The 16,750-nt window shown below is 37.7% G+C and carries 13 protein-coding genes and 2 tRNA genes; 11 read left to right on the forward strand and 4 right to left on the reverse strand.

Features of this window, described 5'->3' with window-relative positions; genetic code table 11:
• Window positions 1-169: 169 nt before the first annotated feature.
• Window positions 170-850 (forward strand): hypothetical protein, encoded by a 681-nt coding sequence (locus tag GCWU000282_RS04325; protein ID WP_023353797.1) that lies wholly within the window; start codon window positions 170-172, stop codon window positions 848-850.
• A 105-nt stretch (window positions 851-955) separates the two neighbouring features.
• The gene (locus GCWU000282_RS04330; RefSeq protein WP_023353798.1) at window positions 956-1,315 is read left to right on the forward strand and encodes a response regulator; all 360 of its coding nucleotides are present in this window, start codon (window positions 956-958) and stop codon (window positions 1,313-1,315) included.
• A 161-nt stretch (window positions 1,316-1,476) separates the two neighbouring features.
• Here the strand turns inward: GCWU000282_RS04330 and GCWU000282_RS04335 are convergent.
• Window positions 1,477-1,547 (reverse strand) — tRNA-Gly (locus tag GCWU000282_RS04335).
• Window positions 1,548-1,653: 106 nt separating this feature from the next.
• Here GCWU000282_RS04335 and GCWU000282_RS04340 point away from each other — a divergent pair.
• The 3 genes from GCWU000282_RS04340 to proC all read left to right on the forward strand — a co-directional run bounded on the left by GCWU000282_RS04340 (window position 1,654) and on the right by proC (window position 4,795).
• Complete coding sequence (locus tag GCWU000282_RS04340) at window positions 1,654-2,625, forward strand: tRNA-dihydrouridine synthase family protein (RefSeq protein WP_023353800.1); 972 nt, start codon at window positions 1,654-1,656, stop codon at window positions 2,623-2,625.
• Window positions 2,626-2,730: 105 nt separating this feature from the next.
• Window positions 2,731-3,939, forward strand: a complete 1,209-nt coding sequence (locus tag GCWU000282_RS04345; protein WP_023353801.1) for an NADP-dependent isocitrate dehydrogenase — start codon at window positions 2,731-2,733, stop codon at window positions 3,937-3,939.
• Window positions 3,940-4,015: 76 nt separating this feature from the next.
• Window positions 4,016-4,795 (forward strand): pyrroline-5-carboxylate reductase, encoded by a 780-nt coding sequence (gene proC, locus GCWU000282_RS04350; RefSeq protein WP_023353802.1) that lies wholly within the window; start codon window positions 4,016-4,018, stop codon window positions 4,793-4,795.
• A 200-nt stretch (window positions 4,796-4,995) separates the two neighbouring features.
• Here proC and GCWU000282_RS04355 read toward each other — a convergent pair whose 3' ends face one another.
• Entirely contained in the window at window positions 4,996-6,678 is a 1,683-nt protein-coding gene (locus GCWU000282_RS04355) for a transglutaminase domain-containing protein (protein ID WP_023353804.1), read from the reverse strand.
• 259 nt (window positions 6,679-6,937) lie between these two features.
• Window positions 6,938-7,471 (reverse strand): glutathione peroxidase, encoded by a 534-nt coding sequence (locus GCWU000282_RS04360; protein ID WP_023353806.1) that lies wholly within the window; start codon window positions 7,469-7,471, stop codon window positions 6,938-6,940.
• A 350-nt stretch (window positions 7,472-7,821) separates the two neighbouring features.
• Between GCWU000282_RS04360 and GCWU000282_RS04365 the strand changes: the two genes are divergently transcribed.
• The 6 genes from GCWU000282_RS04365 to GCWU000282_RS04390 all read left to right on the forward strand — a co-directional run bounded on the left by GCWU000282_RS04365 (window position 7,822) and on the right by GCWU000282_RS04390 (window position 16,522).
• The gene (locus tag GCWU000282_RS04365) at window positions 7,822-8,985 is read left to right on the forward strand and encodes a PucR family transcriptional regulator (protein ID WP_023353807.1); all 1,164 of its coding nucleotides are present in this window, start codon (window positions 7,822-7,824) and stop codon (window positions 8,983-8,985) included.
• Window positions 8,986-9,021: 36 nt separating this feature from the next.
• The gene (locus tag GCWU000282_RS04370; RefSeq protein ID WP_035039532.1) at window positions 9,022-10,446 is read left to right on the forward strand and encodes a diguanylate cyclase; all 1,425 of its coding nucleotides are present in this window, start codon (window positions 9,022-9,024) and stop codon (window positions 10,444-10,446) included.
• A 423-nt stretch (window positions 10,447-10,869) separates the two neighbouring features.
• Entirely contained in the window at window positions 10,870-11,889 is a 1,020-nt protein-coding gene (gene pheS, locus GCWU000282_RS04375; RefSeq protein WP_035039534.1) for a phenylalanine--tRNA ligase subunit alpha, read from the forward strand.
• Window positions 11,890-12,051: 162 nt separating this feature from the next.
• Window positions 12,052-14,490: a phenylalanine--tRNA ligase subunit beta gene (gene pheT / locus GCWU000282_RS04380; protein ID WP_023353811.1), complete on the forward strand. Its 2,439-nt coding sequence runs from the start codon at window positions 12,052-12,054 to the stop codon at window positions 14,488-14,490.
• A gap of 64 nt (window positions 14,491-14,554) precedes the next feature.
• Window positions 14,555-16,066, forward strand: a complete 1,512-nt coding sequence (locus GCWU000282_RS04385; RefSeq protein ID WP_035039536.1) for a carboxypeptidase M32 — start codon at window positions 14,555-14,557, stop codon at window positions 16,064-16,066.
• A gap of 9 nt (window positions 16,067-16,075) precedes the next feature.
• Complete coding sequence (locus GCWU000282_RS04390) at window positions 16,076-16,522, forward strand: VanZ family protein (protein WP_023353813.1); 447 nt, start codon at window positions 16,076-16,078, stop codon at window positions 16,520-16,522.
• Window positions 16,523-16,630: 108 nt separating this feature from the next.
• Here GCWU000282_RS04390 and GCWU000282_RS04395 read toward each other — a convergent pair.
• Window positions 16,631-16,704 (reverse strand) — tRNA-Arg (locus GCWU000282_RS04395).
• Window positions 16,705-16,750 lie beyond the last annotated feature (46 nt).

The following is a 16,750-nucleotide window of genomic DNA, read 5'->3' on the forward strand; positions in this document are numbered from 1 at the left end:
CTGACAGCACTTGATACCGGTTTGCTACAGCTTTGCTTCGCGCAATCATTGCAAAAATATTTGTAATCAGCTAATTTTTGCGAAAAAAAATGGCTACTCAGTCATATCTTTTACACTTGTATCATATTATAATGATATAATAACAAAAATACCAGTAATAGGAGGAAATATGTTTGAAAAATCAGAATTAAACGGTAAAAACATATTAAGATATTGCAGAAACTATCCGAAATATATTTTGGTGCAGTTTATAGATGAAAATGACGAGGCAGGGCTTGAAGAAGAGGTAAGCCATATTATGGCTGACACAGAAAAGGATTTTGCCTTTATCGGAATAAGGACACAGGATTGGAACAATGAGCTGTCTCCGTGGAAAGCAGAACCGGTATTCGGAAAAGAAGGTTTTGGAGGAGAAGCCGTGAAAAATCTTAACTTTTTGAAAGACAGTTTTCTTAAGCTGAGAGAAATCTGCGGTTTGCATAAGGAGGTTCCTTTAATACTGGGAGGTTATTCTCTTGCAGGCTTGTTTGCGCTATGGGCAGGCTATGAAACAGAAGGTTTTGCCGGGATAGCTGCAGCTTCACCTTCGGTGTGGTTTGACGGGTGGACAGAGTATATAGCTGACAGAAAATTTAATGCCGATATAGTTTACCTGAGTCTGGGCGATAAAGAGGCAAAAACTAAAAATAAAAGAATGGCTGAGGTTGAAAATTCTATAAAAATGCAGTATAATGAATATTCAAAGCAAGAAGGTCTGAAACGTATATTAGAATGGAACGAAGGTAACCACTTTAAAGAGGTTCCTATACGGATGGCTAAAGGCTTTGGCTGGATTCTGAATAATATTTAAAATATAGTTGATAAAGTCTGCAATTCCTAGTAAAATAGATATGGGTTGTGAAGATAATCTTCTGAATTCAGATTTTTTTAAAAATGTGTGAAAGGAAGTATAATAATGGCTAAAAGAGTATTGGTAGTGGATGATGCAGCTTTCATGAGAATGATGCTTAAGGACATCCTGTCTAAGAACGGATATGAAGTTGTAGGTGAGGGTGTTAACGGAAACGACGGATTTGAAAAGTACAAAGAGTTGAAGCCTGACATTGTTACTCTTGATATCACAATGCCTGAATGTGACGGCTTACAGTGCCTCAAGAAGATTAAAGAATTTGATGCCGCTGCAAATGTAGTTATGTGTTCTGCAATGGGACAGCAGGCGATGGTTATTGAGTCTATTCAGAGCGGAGCCAAGGACTTTATTGTTAAGCCTTTCCAGCAGGATAGAGTATTGGAATCCCTCGCTAAAATTAAATAAGACCGATTAAATATTAATGAGACTTAATATATGGTAAAATAAATAAACTAAGGCTGTTTTCTGTTATGGAAGATAGTCTTAGTTTGTTGTCTAAATAAGGGGGAAATACAAAAAAATAAAAGAACAGGACTGTTCTTTTAAGAAAGGTAAGCATATAAAAAAGCAGATGACGGGAATCGAACCCGCCTCTCAACCTTGGGAAGGTCGCATTCTACCGATGAACTACATCTGCTTTACACTTGTACTGTCTCATTATACTACTAAGTATGTATGATGTAAAGCTGATATTTTTGAAAGATGTATATAGAAAGCAGGCCGGAAGGAAGTAAATACGCTATATGAAAGATTGTACTATAAGTTTTGCGCCTATGGAAGGAATAACGGGAAGGATATTCAGAAAAACTTTTAATAAGTACTTCAAAGGAGTGAATGACTACTATACTCCGTTTATTACTCCAAAGGAAAAAAGAGGGCTGGACAAGAAAGATATAAAGGAACTGGCTCCGGAAAATAATGAAGGAATAACTATAATTCCGCAAATACTTTCAAATTCGGCAGAAGCCTTCAACCTTGCGGCAGAGAAGCTTATGAGGCTTGGTTATAAAGAAGTAAACCTGAATCTTGGCTGCCCGTCAGGGACTGTGGTTAATAAGGGGAGAGGCTCGGGAGCTTTAAAAGACCTCGACAGTCTTGAGAAGCTTTTGACGCTTATCTACTCTAAGTCCGCTAATACCGGGCTTAAGATATCCGTAAAAACGAGAATAGGCTATGAAAAGGCGGAAGAATTTGAAAATATTCTTTCGTTATATAAGAAGTTTCCGGTTGAAAAGTTAATCATACATCCAAGAAGCAGAACAGAATTTTATAAGGGAGAGGTTCACAAAGAAAGCTTTGCACTTGCGGTTGATGAATATCTAAAAATTGGGGCTGCAGACAGACTTTGCTTTAACGGAGAGCTTAATACAGTAGCCGATATAAAGAATTTAAATGAGGAATTTCCTGATATAAGTCGTATAATGATAGGCAGGGGATTGCTCAGGCATCCGTTTTTAATAGAGGGTGTTTTAGAAAAAGAGAGTGAAGACAGGAAGGTAAGACTTAAAAATTATTTAGATGAACTGTTTTATACGTATTTTACGGAATTTAACGGAAGTCCTGCTGCAGTTCTTAAAATGAAAGAACTCTGGTATTATATAAAAGAAAGCTTTAGAGACTGCGAAGATTATATCAAAGATATCAGGAAGGCTAAGAATGCCGCGGAGTATAGGGCGGCAGTCAATGTACTCTTTTCTAATTGTGATGTAAAGTAAACTTAATAATTACTGTATAATCTTGCTATTAGCGGACTGTTATGATAATCTTAAAATGAATTTGTGATTGTGAATAATCTGACAAGTAAAGCAGGGAGGTAGAATATGGCGAAGATAGAGATGAAAACTCCGTTGGTTGAGATGGATGGAGATGAGATGACAAGGGTAATCTGGAAGATGATAAAAGATGAACTCATCCATCCGTTTATTAATCTAAAATCAGAATACTATGATTTGGGGCTTAAATACCGTAACGAAACAAATGATAAGGTGACAGCTGAGTCTGCACAGGCCACGCTTAAATACGGGGTTGCGGTAAAGTGTGCAACTATTACCCCCAATGCAGCCAGAGTAAAAGAATACGAACTGAAGGAAATGTGGAAGAGCCCAAACGGAACTATCAGGGCTATGCTGGACGGAACTGTATTCAGAACTCCTATCCTTGTAAAAGGAATAGAGCCTTATGTACGCACATGGAAAGAGCCTATCACCATTGCCCGCCATGCTTACGGAGATGTATATAAAAATGCTGAGATTAAGGTAAACGTACCCGGCAAGGCTGAACTTGTGTTTACGGCAGAGAACGGGACAGAAACCAGAGAACTGATACACGAATTTAAGGGAGCGGGTGTAATTCAAGGTATACACAACTTAAATTCTTCCATAGAGAGCTTTGCGAGAGCCTGCTTTGAATATGCATTAGAGCTTAAGGTTGACCTTTGGTTTTCCTCAAAGGATACCATTTCCAAGAAGTATGACCATACATTTAAGGACATATTTGAAGAAATATATGAAAAGGATTATAAGGAAAAGTTTAAGAACAAAGGAATTACCTATTTTTACACCCTTATAGATGATGCGGTAGCAAGGGTAGTAAGAAGTGAGGGAGGCTTCCTCTGGGCTTGTAAAAACTATGACGGAGATGTAATGAGTGATATGCTCGCTACAGCCTTTGGCTCGCTTTCCATGATGACTTCGGTTCTTGTCTCTCCGAAAGGTGTTTGGGAGTATGAAGCCGCACATGGAACTGTTCAGAGACATTATTATAAATACCTCAAAGGAGAAACCACCTCTACAAACTCCATAGCTACAATCTTTGCCTGGAGCGGAGCACTCAGAAAAAGAGGGGAATTGGACGGAATTAACGAACTTGTAAATTTTGCGGATATGCTTGAAAAGGCAGTGATTGATACGGTGGAAAGCGGTACAATGACTAAGGACTTGGCAGATATTACAACATTTAAGAATGTAGAAGTGGCTGATACAGAAGAATTTATAAAGGCTATCAGAACCAAGCTTGAAAATTTATTCTAAATTATTCATTGAATATCTTGTGACCGAGGCATGAATAATTTGGGATTATTATAAATAAATCTAAGGAGCAGACGGTATGAAAATAGGCTTTATAGGGATGGGCAACATGGCTCAGGCACTTGCATCAGGCTTTACAAAATATGCCAAAGTAAAGGTTCACAGCTTAAAAGCATTTGCACCAAACCAAATCAAACTTAAAGAGAATGCGGATAAAATAGGTTTTACACCTGTAGCTACTTTGACGGAACTTGTAGAAGGCTCGGATATTATAATTTTAGCCTGCAAGCCATATCAGATGGATACAGTTCTTGATGAGATTAGGGACTTATTGAAAGGGAAGGCTGTAATATCTGTTGTGTTGGGCTGGAATTTAAAAAAATGGCAGTCAGAACAGATAAATGGTGCCAGATTTCAGTTTGTAATGCCAAACATCTCTGTTGCAGCCGGTGAAGGAGTGCTTCTATTTGAAGAGGAAAATTCCCTGTTTGCAGGCGAAAGAACTGATATGATGAGGCTTTTTGAAAGTGTGGGACTTGTTACGGAACTTCCCGCAAAACTTATGGGTATAGGAGGTACTATATCAGGCTGCGGACCTGCCTTTGTCAATCTGTTTATAGAAGCCTATGCAGATGCGGCGGTAAAATATGGAATTTCAAGAGAAATAGCCTATAAGCTTGTATCTGCTACAGTAATGGGTTCTGCGAGGTTGCAGCTTATGTCGGGTGAACATCCTGCTGTACTCAAGGACAAGGTATGCTCACCGGGAGGGAGTACAATTAAAGGAGTAACCACACTTGAGAGAGAAGGCTTTAGAAGGGCTTGCCAGTTATCGGTTGACGAAATTATGAAAAACTGATTTATATTTAAGATAATTTAGAATTTTCCCAATATCTGATTTCCGGTGTTTTACTAAATTAAAGAGGCTGTCGCATTAAGAATGAGATACATAAAAAACAGTGATATTTTGATGACAAATTTACTGTATCCTATTGTACTTTTACTTATTGCGACAGCCCCTCTTGTGTTAAAATTAGTTTTTAATCAAATAATTTTGGTTTAGATACTGTCATCAAGCTTGAAGCTGCCTTCATAATCTTCAGGTGCTTCTTCTGTATACTTATTGTTCCAGAGTCTGTCTTCACGGTCAGTCCACAGAGTTTTTTCAGACTTGAGGAAGTTGTAATAAACATACATAGATGAATTCTGGTCAGGAGTGTGATAGAAATAACTTCCATGGTAAGAATCAAGGTAATACCATTTTCCGTCAATCTTTACCTGGTTCCAGGCATGATTCATTCTTCTGTCAAATACCTCTGTATCCATTTCGCCTAATACTTTTTGGATATAAGCCTTTTTTGTTGAAGGACTTATATACATTAATAAAATTCCCGGAACAAATTTGGATTCAAGTCCGGCTCTTTCGGCAATACGGTTGTAAGCCATAGCATATCCTTCACAGACTCCCGCATTTCCGAGGAGAACAGATGAGTAGTTATATACATTATATCCCCACTGTTTCTGTCCTGAATTAGGTGTAGGATATTTAACTAAATAATCATAGATGATTTTTGCCTTCTCAAGGTCAGTTTTATTTGTAAGGTCATATTTTGCAATAATCTCATCAACCTTATCTTCTGATTTAGCCATCTGATCAGAACTGAGATGATAAGTGATTCCCATTACATATCTGTATACGCCCGGAGTAGAGGTTTCTTCCTTTCTTACGTCTTCTCTTCCTGTCCAATATCTTGCAAGTCTTAAAAGACCGGCATCGGTTGTCTTATTCCAGAACTCGTTGTAAATCTTATCTACATCGCTTTCTGTAGCAAAGAACTCAATAGCAAGATTATGTCTGTATACGTTTTTGATAATGAACTCTTTAAGTGCTTCCGGTCTGTTGGCGAAATCGACATTAGTATAGGTGAGCTTTTTGTTTGGAACAGCTTTTTCACTAATGAATTCTTTTAAAGTCTTAGCCTCATCAGTTTTTTCATATCTAAATACAATTTCATTGTTCTCAACATCTAAGGTGAGCTCTTTTGCAGCTTCTTCAGGTTTGATATACTTGTCGATATCAATAGCTGTTTCGCTGACTTTATCGCCTACAAAACCAAGCTTTGTGACAGAAGATGCAATTTCAACATCGTTTGTATCAACATATCTGATTTTATACTTAGCCTGAACTTTTGTATCCTCATCAATCTTTTTGATTTCTTCAAAGAGGCTGTTCACTTCTTTTTCTGTAAAAGCTTTATCAATCTGAGCCTTATAATCATTTTTCTCATAAAGAGGTGCTTTTTTCAGACTGTCAATATTCGCTTTGGTAAGTGCCTTAAGATTGTTAAGGGCTTCCATATCTATCTTCCTGTATTTGAATACGATAGGTTCATTTCCCTTTGCCTTAAGGGTAAGAGTCTGTACGTTTTCTGACACTAATTCATAACCTTTAAGCTTTGGAGCCTTTTCAGTTACAACTTCTCCGGAAAATGCAAGTTTTCTAACTACATATCTTACATTTTTACCGTCAACTTCATTGATACACTTTATCGCATAGACAACCTGAACTTTCTTTTCAGGCACAACTACAGGAATGGAGTTGAGTATCTGTGCGGAATTTGGTGTGTTTGATATTTCCTGCGCACTGACTTTATCTGCATCAAAGATAAATGCGGAGGATAGAAGGGTTAGTGCCAGGAATAGGCTCTGCGCTCTTAAGAGCCATTTGTTACGGGTGTTCATAATAGTTCTCCTTTTTAATAATATTTCAGCAGTAGTTTTAATTTACTGCCGGCAAAGCTGCAAAGGAGATTATACAGATAAATTTACTATATTGTCAACAGGTTTTTATAAAATTATTATAATTATTCTGATTATTTTAATAATTTTGTGAACAGACAGTAAAATATATGGCTCTCATACCGGGATAATTAGGATGAGAGCCATATACTTATTTATATTTATAGGAGTGAATAAAAAGAAAACTTAGTTATAATCAAAATTACAGAAGCTTTTTAACGTAAGCATCCATATCTTCGCTTGTAATAGTCGGAGAAAATCTCTCAACCACATTTCCTTCTCTATCAATTAAGAATTTTGTGAAATTCCAGTTAATTTCACTGCCCGGGAAAACCTGTCCGAGACTTGCAAGCTTTTCAAGTAAACCTGCTGTAGCCTCATTGGTTACTTCCTCAGGCTTCTGCTCTTTAAGGTATTTGAAAAGAGGATATGCATTCGGTCCGTTTACCTCAAGCTTTTCAAAATTCTCAAAGGTAACACCGTAGTTTACCATGCAGAACTTAACGGTCTCTTTTCCGTCCTCGGGATTCTGATCAAGGAACTGTCCGCAAGGGAAGCCTATTATTTCAAATCCGTCTTTGTTATACTTCTGATATAATTTTTCAAGATCCTCCAGCTGAGGTGTGAGACCGCAGCCTGTAGCTATATTAACTATAAGAAGAACCTTGCCTTTGTATTCTGAAAGAGAGGTTGTGCTGCCCTCTACATTCTTTACGCTAAAATCATAAACGCTCATATTTTTTACCTCCTTGCCGTAAAAGCTGATAAGCAACAATTTGTGATAAGTAAATGATAGCAGTTTATAAAAAATAATACTACATGTAAAATAACTAAAATTGTGCACAATTTAATTGAATCATTTGTATAAATTTAAAAACATAGATGTTTGCGGAATGACTTGCCATAAATGATGAAGATTGGTAGAATTATAATAAGGTTGTCTAACATTTGCAAAATGTCAGACTATTTTAAGGGTATTTCAATTTATTAATAAAAAGCTTATAATATAGGTTAAATTATTCACGAAACTCCTATTAAGGTATCGTGATAAAATATTAATATATGGGCTGAAGGTGGAGATGGTTTATGAACGAAGATATGATGAAAGAGCTGGAGAGTCTTAAAAAAATTATAAGATTGGCTATTGAAGGAAACAGTATAGATCAGGTGATGGAGTATTTGCACGAAATTTTAAACTGTGATTTTATTTTCTATAATTATGTCCAAAATAACAGAATAGTAATGGGGTCGGAAGAGAATCTAACTGATTCCGATTGTTTTGAATATGAAATAGGTCTCAGTAACGAATTATTAGGAAAAATTCTTGTAAATATATCCAAGGAAAATATAACGGATTTTCAAAAAAAGGTTTTGGGCTATGTGGCAGATGTATTTACTCTGATAAACAGGGAAAAGTTCTCTGTGGAGAGGGTGGAAAAAGATCTGAAGCAGGAGCTTATCCTCGATATCTGTACAGGAAATATAAAGTCACGTGAAGAACTTAATATAAGAAGTAAGCTTAACGGATGGGAAATTAAAGATAATCTTGTGGTTATTATCTTTGATTTGGATGAGTACAAGAAAAAAACGGTTGATTTAAAAGAATCAAGCAGGAAAATAGAAGTTGTCAAAGAAAAAATGTTCAGAGCGTTAAAGAACAATTTTTTAGATGCCGGAATGACCTTCTATAACTATCAGAACAGTGACAGTATTATATTCTTATTTGAATTTGACAATAATTATCTGCACAATAAAGACAGATTATTTAAGAAAATGATGCAGGAGTCCTTAGATGATTTTGGCTTTACTTATACAGTGGGTATAGGAAGAGTAGTTAATAATATTTTTGATGCGCCGATATCTTATACGGAAGCAAGAGAAGCGGTTAAGATAGGAAGAAGCATGCTTGGGCTCGGGATGATTCATGAGTATAAGGATTTGGAGCTTTTTTCCCTGTTAAACAGTGCGGTTAATAAAGATATTCTGGCAGGTGAGCTTATGCGCCCGATAAGAAAGCTTATTGAGTATGATAAGGAAAATGAAACAGAATATTATGTTTTCTTAAAAGAACTTATAAATGCAAATTGGAGTCTGACCAGAGCTTCAGAGAATAATTATATCCATTACAATACTGCAAAATACAGGCTTAAGAAAACTGAAGAGATTATGGAATTACAGGTTGATACCGCAAACAGCAGATTTAAGTTGGAGCTTGCTCTCAGACTCTATGAGTTAAAGAATATGGTGTGATACTTTTAAAATAACTTTGTGTTTATGGAGATAATAATGCAAGCATATGAAAAAATTAAGGAAAAGGCCGGACGTAAATGGGGTTTTGATACAATCAGCTCAAAGCTTATATTATCCGGTGTTGTAATTGCGATTATCGTTGCGTTTTTTGTAGGCTTTGTGGTCTCGGGAACTATAACCGGTCTTGAAGAAAGGCTTATAAGAAGCAGGTTAGAGGCTGATATTAACTATGCTAAAGACCTGGTATCACACAATAACAAAGAGGCAAAGTGGAATATTAAGGATAATACCATATATTTCGGTGAAACCATGATTGGAGACGGAACTAAGGAAAGAGCCAATCTCGGACCTTTTTTTGAACATTTTGAAAAGACGGGCACCCTTGCCTATATATTTGTAAAGGTAAGTGACGATGATCCGGAGTATAAGGCTGCACAGGGACAGGATCTTTCCTATGCGATCGGACATTACCGAAGGGCTGCGGGAAGTACTTTGGGACCCGGAGGGAAATCTATCTTAGGTTCTTTCATGGCTAAGAATGTGTCAGATGCACTTGATAAGTATGGAGTATATTCAGGTGAGGCTAATGTTGCGGAAGATACGCTGTTCTGTCTTTACAGGGTGCTTAAAAATGAAGGAGGAGAAGCAGTCGGCGCTATTGTTGTCGGAAGAAGTATTGAGGAGTTAAATAAGGAAATCAGTAAGGCAGTTTTAAAGATAGCCTTTTTTACCCTGTTTATTATTTCTGTTGTTATAATAATTGTATTTATTATTATTTCACAATTTATAAAGACTATAAACAATATAGTATTCTACCTGCGGAAGCTTGAAGTAGGCGTTATTCCGGATGAAAGGTTGGAGGTAAATTCTATAGGTGAGCTTAATCTTGTGGGTGAAAGTGTAAACAATCTGGTAGGATACCTCAGAGAGAATCTTGTGCTTCAGAAAAAATCTGAAATTGATGCACTTACGGGATTGCCTAACAGAATGTCTTATGACCAGTATTCGGAAGAACTTGAAAAATATTTATATGCGAATCAAAAAACACTCGGAGTTGAAATATTGGATATAGATTATTTTAAGCAGTATAATGATAACTATGGTCATCAAAACGGAGATGAGTGTATTAAGATGATTGCGGGAGAACTTCAGAAGCTGGTTCAGGAGTGCCCTAAGATATATGCTGCCAGATACGGGGGAGACGAGTTTGTAATTATCTATCCGGGACTTCTTTTAAGTGAAGTAGAAGGATTTGTAAAAAATTTGAAAAAAGCTGTTCAGTCAAAAGGTATGGAACATAAATTTTCAAAGGCTTCAGATGTTGTTACGGTAACTCAGGGAGTATGCTTTGATATATTTTCTAAAGGAAAGACTTTATCTGATTTCCTTAAAAGGGCGGATGAAGCTCTTTATGAGGAAAAGAAGATTGGAAGAAACAGCTATAGGATAATCCAGATGTAAGGGACTTGACTTTAAGTCAATAAACAGATATCATTGTATCTAAGCTTAAAAACTAAAGACTTTGACGGTGCAGTCTATATTTAGACACAGGGAAAGGGAGTCATACAGAGAGAGAAAACAGAAGCTGGAAGTTTTCTTATGCAACCCCGATTCTGACCTTCACACCCGAGTTGTAAAACTTAAATCATAGAGAGAGTAGGTTTTGCCGGCAGCAGCCGTTATCTGTAAATTGAGAGCCTGTCAGACTGACAGGAATCAGGGTGGTAACACGGAAAATTCGCCCCTGCGTTATGCAGGGGCTTTTTTATTAAATAAAAATCTCTCCGAGGGATGTAAATCTTTCGGCAGGGAAACTTGCCTTACTGCACCGATCGTGTGCGAAGTGTGTACAGGCACACACTATACTATATGTGGAGGAAAACAATGAAAGAGAAATTAAAAGCAATTATGGACGCTGCGCTTAAGCAGATTGAAGAGGCGGCTGACAGCGAAACACTTAACGATGCAAGGGTGAGCTTCCTTGGTAAGAAGGGAGAATTGACACAGGTTCTTAAAAGCCTTAAGGATGTAGCACCTGAGGACAGGCCGAAGGTAGGCCAGCTTGTGAATGAGGCAAGAGAGATACTTGAAAAGAAGCTTGAAGAGCGAAAGAGAGAGTTTGAGAAGAAAATGCTTGACCTTAAGCTTGCTACGGAAACCATAGATGTTACCCTTCCTGCTAAAAAGCCTATGATAGGGCATAGACATCCGAATACCATAGCACTTGATGAAGTTAAGAAAATCTTCATAGGTATGGGATATCAGGTGGTAGACGGTCCTGAGATAGAGTATGATTACTATAATTTTGAAGCTTTGAACATTCCCGCAAACCACCCTGCAAAGGACGAACAGGATACCTTCTATATAAATGACAAGCTTCTGCTTCGTACCCAGACATCATCTGTTCAGGTACATGTAATGGAAAAACAAAAACCGCCTATCAGAATTATTGCTCCGGGCAGGGTATTCCGTTCAGACGAGGTAGATGCCACACATTCACCTTCATTCCATCAGGTTGAAGGACTTGTAATAGACAAGAATGTAACCTTTGCAGACCTGAAGGGAACTCTTGCAGAATTTGCAAGAAGAATCTTCGGTGAAGATACCAAGGTGAAGTTCAGACCGCACCACTTCCCTTTTACAGAGCCATCCGCAGAAATGGATGTTTCCTGCTTTAAATGCGGAGGCAAGGGCTGTCGTTTCTGTAAAAATGAAGGCTGGATTGAGATACTGGGTTGTGGCATGGTTCACCCTCACGTACTTGAGATGCGTGGAATAGATCCTAAGGAATATCAGGGCTTTGCCTTCGGTATGGGACTTGAGAGAATTGCCCTCTTAAAGTATGAGGTAGACGATATGCGCCTTCTTTATGAGAATGATGTGCGTTTCTTAAGACAGTTTTAAGTTATCAGCTTAAAAGTTGTTAACTAAGATAAAACTAAAAATTTAACTATGAAAGAACAATGTTTGCTCTACAAAAGTAGAATAAATGGCTCGAATTGAGAATACAAGTGCCAAAAGTATTTGGCAGCCTAATCAATTCAGATAAGTTAAGAGGAGATTAACATGAATACACCTTTATCTTGGATAAAAGAAATGGTGCCGGAGCTTGACTGCAGTCCGGCAGAGTATATGGATGCAATGACACTTAGCGGAACTAAGGCTGAAAGTGTGGAGTATTTTGATGAAAATTTAGATAAAATCATAGTAGGAAAAATAAATAAACTAGAGCAGCACCCTGATGCGGATAAGCTTGTTATCTGTCAGGTACAGGTAGATGAAGCAGGTAAAGAGGTACAGATAGTTACAGGTGCACCGAATGTCTTTGAAGGTGCTGTAGTTCCGGTAGTGCTTGACGGAGGTAAGGTAGCCTGTGACCATTCAGGAAACAGGACTGCAGGAGGATTTGAAATAAAGGCAGGAAAGCTTAGAGGAGTGGATTCGTATGGAATGATGTGCTCCATAGATGAGCTTGGGAGGGATAAAACCTACTATCCTGAAGCGGATGAAGAAGGACTTTATATTTTCAATAAAATAGAGGGCGGAAGTGAGCTTAAACTTGGAAGTGATGCTTTAGAAGCGCTCGGTCTAAGAGATGCTCTTGTAGAATACGAAGTAACCAGTAACAGGGTAGACTGCTTCGGTATAGAGGGTATAGCCAGGGAGGCTGCGGCTACCTTCCGTAAGGAGTTCAAGCCTCCTGTGATAAAAGAAACAGGCAATTCAGAGAAGGCAGAAGACTATATTTCCGTGGAAATAAAAGATAATGACCTTTGCAAACGTTTTGTAGCAAGGGTGGTTAAAAATGTAAAAATAGCTCCTTCCCCACTCTGGATGCAGCGCAGGCTTTCCTCAGTAGGCATCCGTCCTATCAATAATATAGTGGATATTACAAACTATGTAATGACAGAGATGAGCCAGCCTATGCATGCCTATGACCTTTCTACTATTGAAGACAGGAAGATTATAGTAGAAAGAGCAGCTAAGGGAGAAAAATTCACTACACTTGACGGAGAAGAAAGAGAACTTGATGATACGGTTCTGCTTATAAAAGACGGCAAAAAGGCGGTTGGTATAGCCGGCATTATGGGCGGTGAGAACTCAAAGATAAATGACAATCTGAATACAGTCCTCCTTGAAGCAGCCTGCTTTGACGGTACCAACATCCGGCTTTCAAGTAAGAAGGTAGGACTTAGAACTGATGCTTCAGGTAAATTTGAAAAAGGACTTCATCCAAACACGGCTCTGCTTGCTATGAACAGAGCCTGCCAACTCATAGAGGAGATAGGTGCGGGCGAGGTAGTAGGCGGAGTAGTAGATGTTTATCCTGTAAAGGAAGGCGACAGAACGGTAGAATTTGACCTTGATGCCTGCAACCGTTTACTTGGAACTGATATAAGCAGAGAAGAAGCGGCCGAGTATTTTAAAAGGCTTGAAATTAAGATAAATGATGATGGAAAAACTGTAACAGTACCTTATTTCAGGCAGGATTTACTTCGTAATGCGGATATTGCTGAGGAACTTGCAAGGTTCTTCGGATATGATAAGATACCTACAACTCTTCCGAGCGGAGAGTCAACAGCAGGCGGAGAAACCTTGCAGATGGAGATAGAAGGTAAGGCAAGGGCTCTTGCTGAGCAGTTTGGCTTCTGTGAAGGCATGACCTTCTCCTTTGAAAGCCCTAAGGTATTTGAAAAGCTCCTGCTTCCTGAAGATGCCAAGGAAAGAGAAACCATTAAGATTATGAATCCTCTCGGTGAAGACTATTCCATAATGCGTACACAGATTGTAAACGGAATGCTTACTTCACTCGGAACCAATTCAGCCAGAAGAAATAAGAATGTAAGGCTTTATGAAATATCCAATATTTACCTTGCAAAGAAACTTCCTCTTGAAGATTATCCTGAGGAGAAGAAACAATTCTGCCTTGGTATGTACGGAGAAGGAGACTTTTTTGTACTAAAGGGAGTTGTTGAAGAATTTTTATATAAAGTCGGTATGAAAAAGCTTCCTTCTTATAAGGCTCAGGCGGGAAAGACCTTCCTTCATCCCGGAAGGCAGGCGGATATTATCTATGATGGGGAGCCGGTAGGCTACCTTGGAGAAGTACATCCTCTGGTACAGGAAACCTACGGTATAAGCGAGAGAGCCTATATTGCCAATATAGATTTAAGTAAGATTTGTGAAAAAGCAGATTTTAGTGTAAAATATGAAGGTATAGCAAAATTCCCATCCGTAGTGCGAGACATAAGCCTTATTATGAGCAAGAGTCTTACAGCAGGTGAAATAGAGGAAGTAATAAGAACTAACGGCGGGAATATATTAGAAAGTCTTGGGCTTTTCGATATTTATGAGGGAGAAAGAATAGGTGCAGACAAAAAGTCTATGGCTTATTCAATTACATTCAGAAATAAGGAAAAGACCCTTGAAGATGCAGAGATAACGGCTGTTATGGAAAATATACTTAAAGGACTGGAACATATAGGGGCTGTACTCAGAAGCTGATATTTGTCTTGCAAATACAGAGAAGATAGTGGATAATAATTGAAGAAGTGTGAGAGGAGACGGTATGAATAAAGATTTTGAAAACTTGAAGCCTTATTTAGATAAATCTATGGCTATGAATACGGCTATGGCTTTGTTTGGATGGGACACAGAAACACTTGCTCCAAAGGCTGCTGTGGATCAGACAGCCAAGATATTGGGAGTAATAGCGGGAGAAGCCTACAATTCTATTATGAATGATGAGGTTAAACAGACTGTTTACAAGCTTTCGGAAGAAATAAAAGAAGGCAAAGAGACCGGGCTTACAGAGGTAGAAAAAGGAATTATCAAACAACTTAAGAAGGATTATGAGTATTTGGAGAAGATTCCGGAAAAAGAATATCAGGAGTATTCGGAATTACAGGCTGTTGGAGCTTCAAGATGGGCCGAAGCCAAGAATGCAGATGATTTCGGTAAATTTTTGCCGACTCTTAAGTCTCTTATTGAATACACCAAGAAATTTGCGGTTTATAGAATAAAAAACGGTGAAAAGCCTTATGATGTATTGCTTAATGATTACGAAGAAGGCTTCAATCAGGAGATACTTGATAAATTCTTTAACAAATTAAAAGAGGCCATAGTTCCTCTGCTTAAGAAAATTAAAGAAAAACCGCAGGTTGAGTATGAATTTCTGTTTAAAAGCTATCCCGTGGATAAACAGAAGGAGTTTTCAGGGTTTGTAGCGGAATATCTGGGCTTTGATATGGAGAGGGGTGTAATTGCGGAAAGTGAACACCCATTTACAAGCAATCTCCATAATAAGGATGTAAGAATTACCAATCATTTTCATGAAAATAACCTTGAAAGCGCAATATTCTCCGTAATTCATGAGGCAGGGCATGGAATTTATGAAATGAATATTCCTGATGAACTTACCCTGACTCCTGTGGGAGGAGGTTCTTCAATGGGATTACATGAATCACAGTCAAGATTTTGTGAAAATATTATCGGAAGAAGTAAGGCATTTTGGGAGCCGATTTATGGCAAGCTTGTAAAAACATTTCCTGAACAGTTAAAAGATATAAGCCTTGATAAATTTATAACAGCTATCAACCGTACAGAGGCAGGTCTCATCCGTACTGAGGCGGATGAACTTACCTACAGTTTACATATACTGGTACGCTATGAGATTGAAAAGAAGATATTTAATGAAGATTATCCGGCAGAGAAACTTCCTGAGCTTTGGAATGACCTTTATGAAGAATATCTCGGAGTGCGCCCGACAAGTTATAAAGATGGAATCCTTCAGGATATACACTGGGCAGGAGGAAGCTTTGGATATTTCTCAAGCTATGCCTTAGGTAATGCCATAGGAGCACAGTTATATCACCAATTGAAGAAAGAAATGAACTTTGATGAAGTTCTTAGAAAGGGTGAAGTATCAAAAATTATAAACTGGCTTGGTGAAAAAGTTCATAAATACGGAAAACTGAAAAATACAAATGAGATTCTTCTTATGGCAACGGGAGAAGAATTTAACGCAGACTATTATGTAGAGTATCTTGCTGACAAGTTTACAAAGGAATATGGGCTGTAAGGATGTATAATGAAAAAAATTATTAATAATAAAAAGCTGATTGTAGGTTTAATTTTTATTATTTACCTGTTGATGCTGTGCTATCACTTGTTTTTAAGTGATAGCATCGGCAAAAGAGAAATAGCGGAATCCTATAGATATAATTTTACCCTGTTTAAAGAAATACTCAGATATATCAGAAATATCAACGTTATAGGAGTTAAACTGGTATTTATAAATATAATAGGCAATGTGGTCGCCTTTGTTCCGTTTGGAATATTTGTGGGATATTTTTTGAAAAACAGTAAATATACATTTTTAAAAACTATTTTACTCGGACTCGTTTTTACTGTAGCCATAGAAGGGATTCAGCTGATAACAAGAGTGGGAATCTGTGATGTAGACGATATATTGCTTAATTTTATAGGAGTTGTGACGGGAGGAGTGTTTTCAAAAATATTTAACAAAAATAATTAATCTACTTGAAACTAAAATAAGTAGTGATAAAATGGAAGGTAGGAGATTTTATTTTAAATGTAAATTTACAGGCAAACAAAAAAGGCACCGCAGAAGCGGTACCTGATATGTATGTGACAAGATTCGAACTCGCGACCTTCTGATCCGTAGTCAGACGCTCTATCCAGCTGAGCTACACATACAAAATTGCTGAGCGAGATATATTTTATCACATTATCGTAGGTTTGT

The sequence above is a fragment of the Catonella morbi ATCC 51271 genome (assembly GCF_000160035.2).
Classification (GTDB): domain Bacteria; phylum Bacillota; class Clostridia; order Lachnospirales; family Lachnospiraceae; genus Catonella; species Catonella morbi.

Bases quoted from the DNA above. Each gene is read 5' to 3' on its own strand.
- GCWU000282_RS04325 (WP_023353797.1), top strand. From the start codon at position 170: ATGTTTGAAAAATCAGAATTAAACGGTAAAAACATATTAAGATATTGC.
- GCWU000282_RS04330 (WP_023353798.1), top strand. From the start codon at position 956: ATGGCTAAAAGAGTATTGGTAGTGGATGATGCAGCTTTCATGAGAATG.
- GCWU000282_RS04340 (WP_023353800.1), top strand. From the start codon at position 1,654: ATGAAAGATTGTACTATAAGTTTTGCGCCTATGGAAGGAATAACGGGA.
- GCWU000282_RS04345 (WP_023353801.1), top strand. From the start codon at position 2,731: ATGGCGAAGATAGAGATGAAAACTCCGTTGGTTGAGATGGATGGAGAT.
- proC (WP_023353802.1), top strand. From the start codon at position 4,016: ATGAAAATAGGCTTTATAGGGATGGGCAACATGGCTCAGGCACTTGCA.
- GCWU000282_RS04355 (WP_023353804.1), bottom strand. From the start codon at position 6,678: ATGAACACCCGTAACAAATGGCTCTTAAGAGCGCAGAGCCTATTCCTG.
- GCWU000282_RS04360 (WP_023353806.1), bottom strand. From the start codon at position 7,471: ATGAGCGTTTATGATTTTAGCGTAAAGAATGTAGAGGGCAGCACAACC.
- GCWU000282_RS04365 (WP_023353807.1), top strand. From the start codon at position 7,822: ATGAACGAAGATATGATGAAAGAGCTGGAGAGTCTTAAAAAAATTATA.
- GCWU000282_RS04370 (WP_035039532.1), top strand. From the start codon at position 9,022: ATGCAAGCATATGAAAAAATTAAGGAAAAGGCCGGACGTAAATGGGGT.
- pheS (WP_035039534.1), top strand. From the start codon at position 10,870: ATGAAAGAGAAATTAAAAGCAATTATGGACGCTGCGCTTAAGCAGATT.
- pheT (WP_023353811.1), top strand. From the start codon at position 12,052: ATGAATACACCTTTATCTTGGATAAAAGAAATGGTGCCGGAGCTTGAC.
- GCWU000282_RS04385 (WP_035039536.1), top strand. From the start codon at position 14,555: ATGAATAAAGATTTTGAAAACTTGAAGCCTTATTTAGATAAATCTATG.
- GCWU000282_RS04390 (WP_023353813.1), top strand. From the start codon at position 16,076: ATGAAAAAAATTATTAATAATAAAAAGCTGATTGTAGGTTTAATTTTT.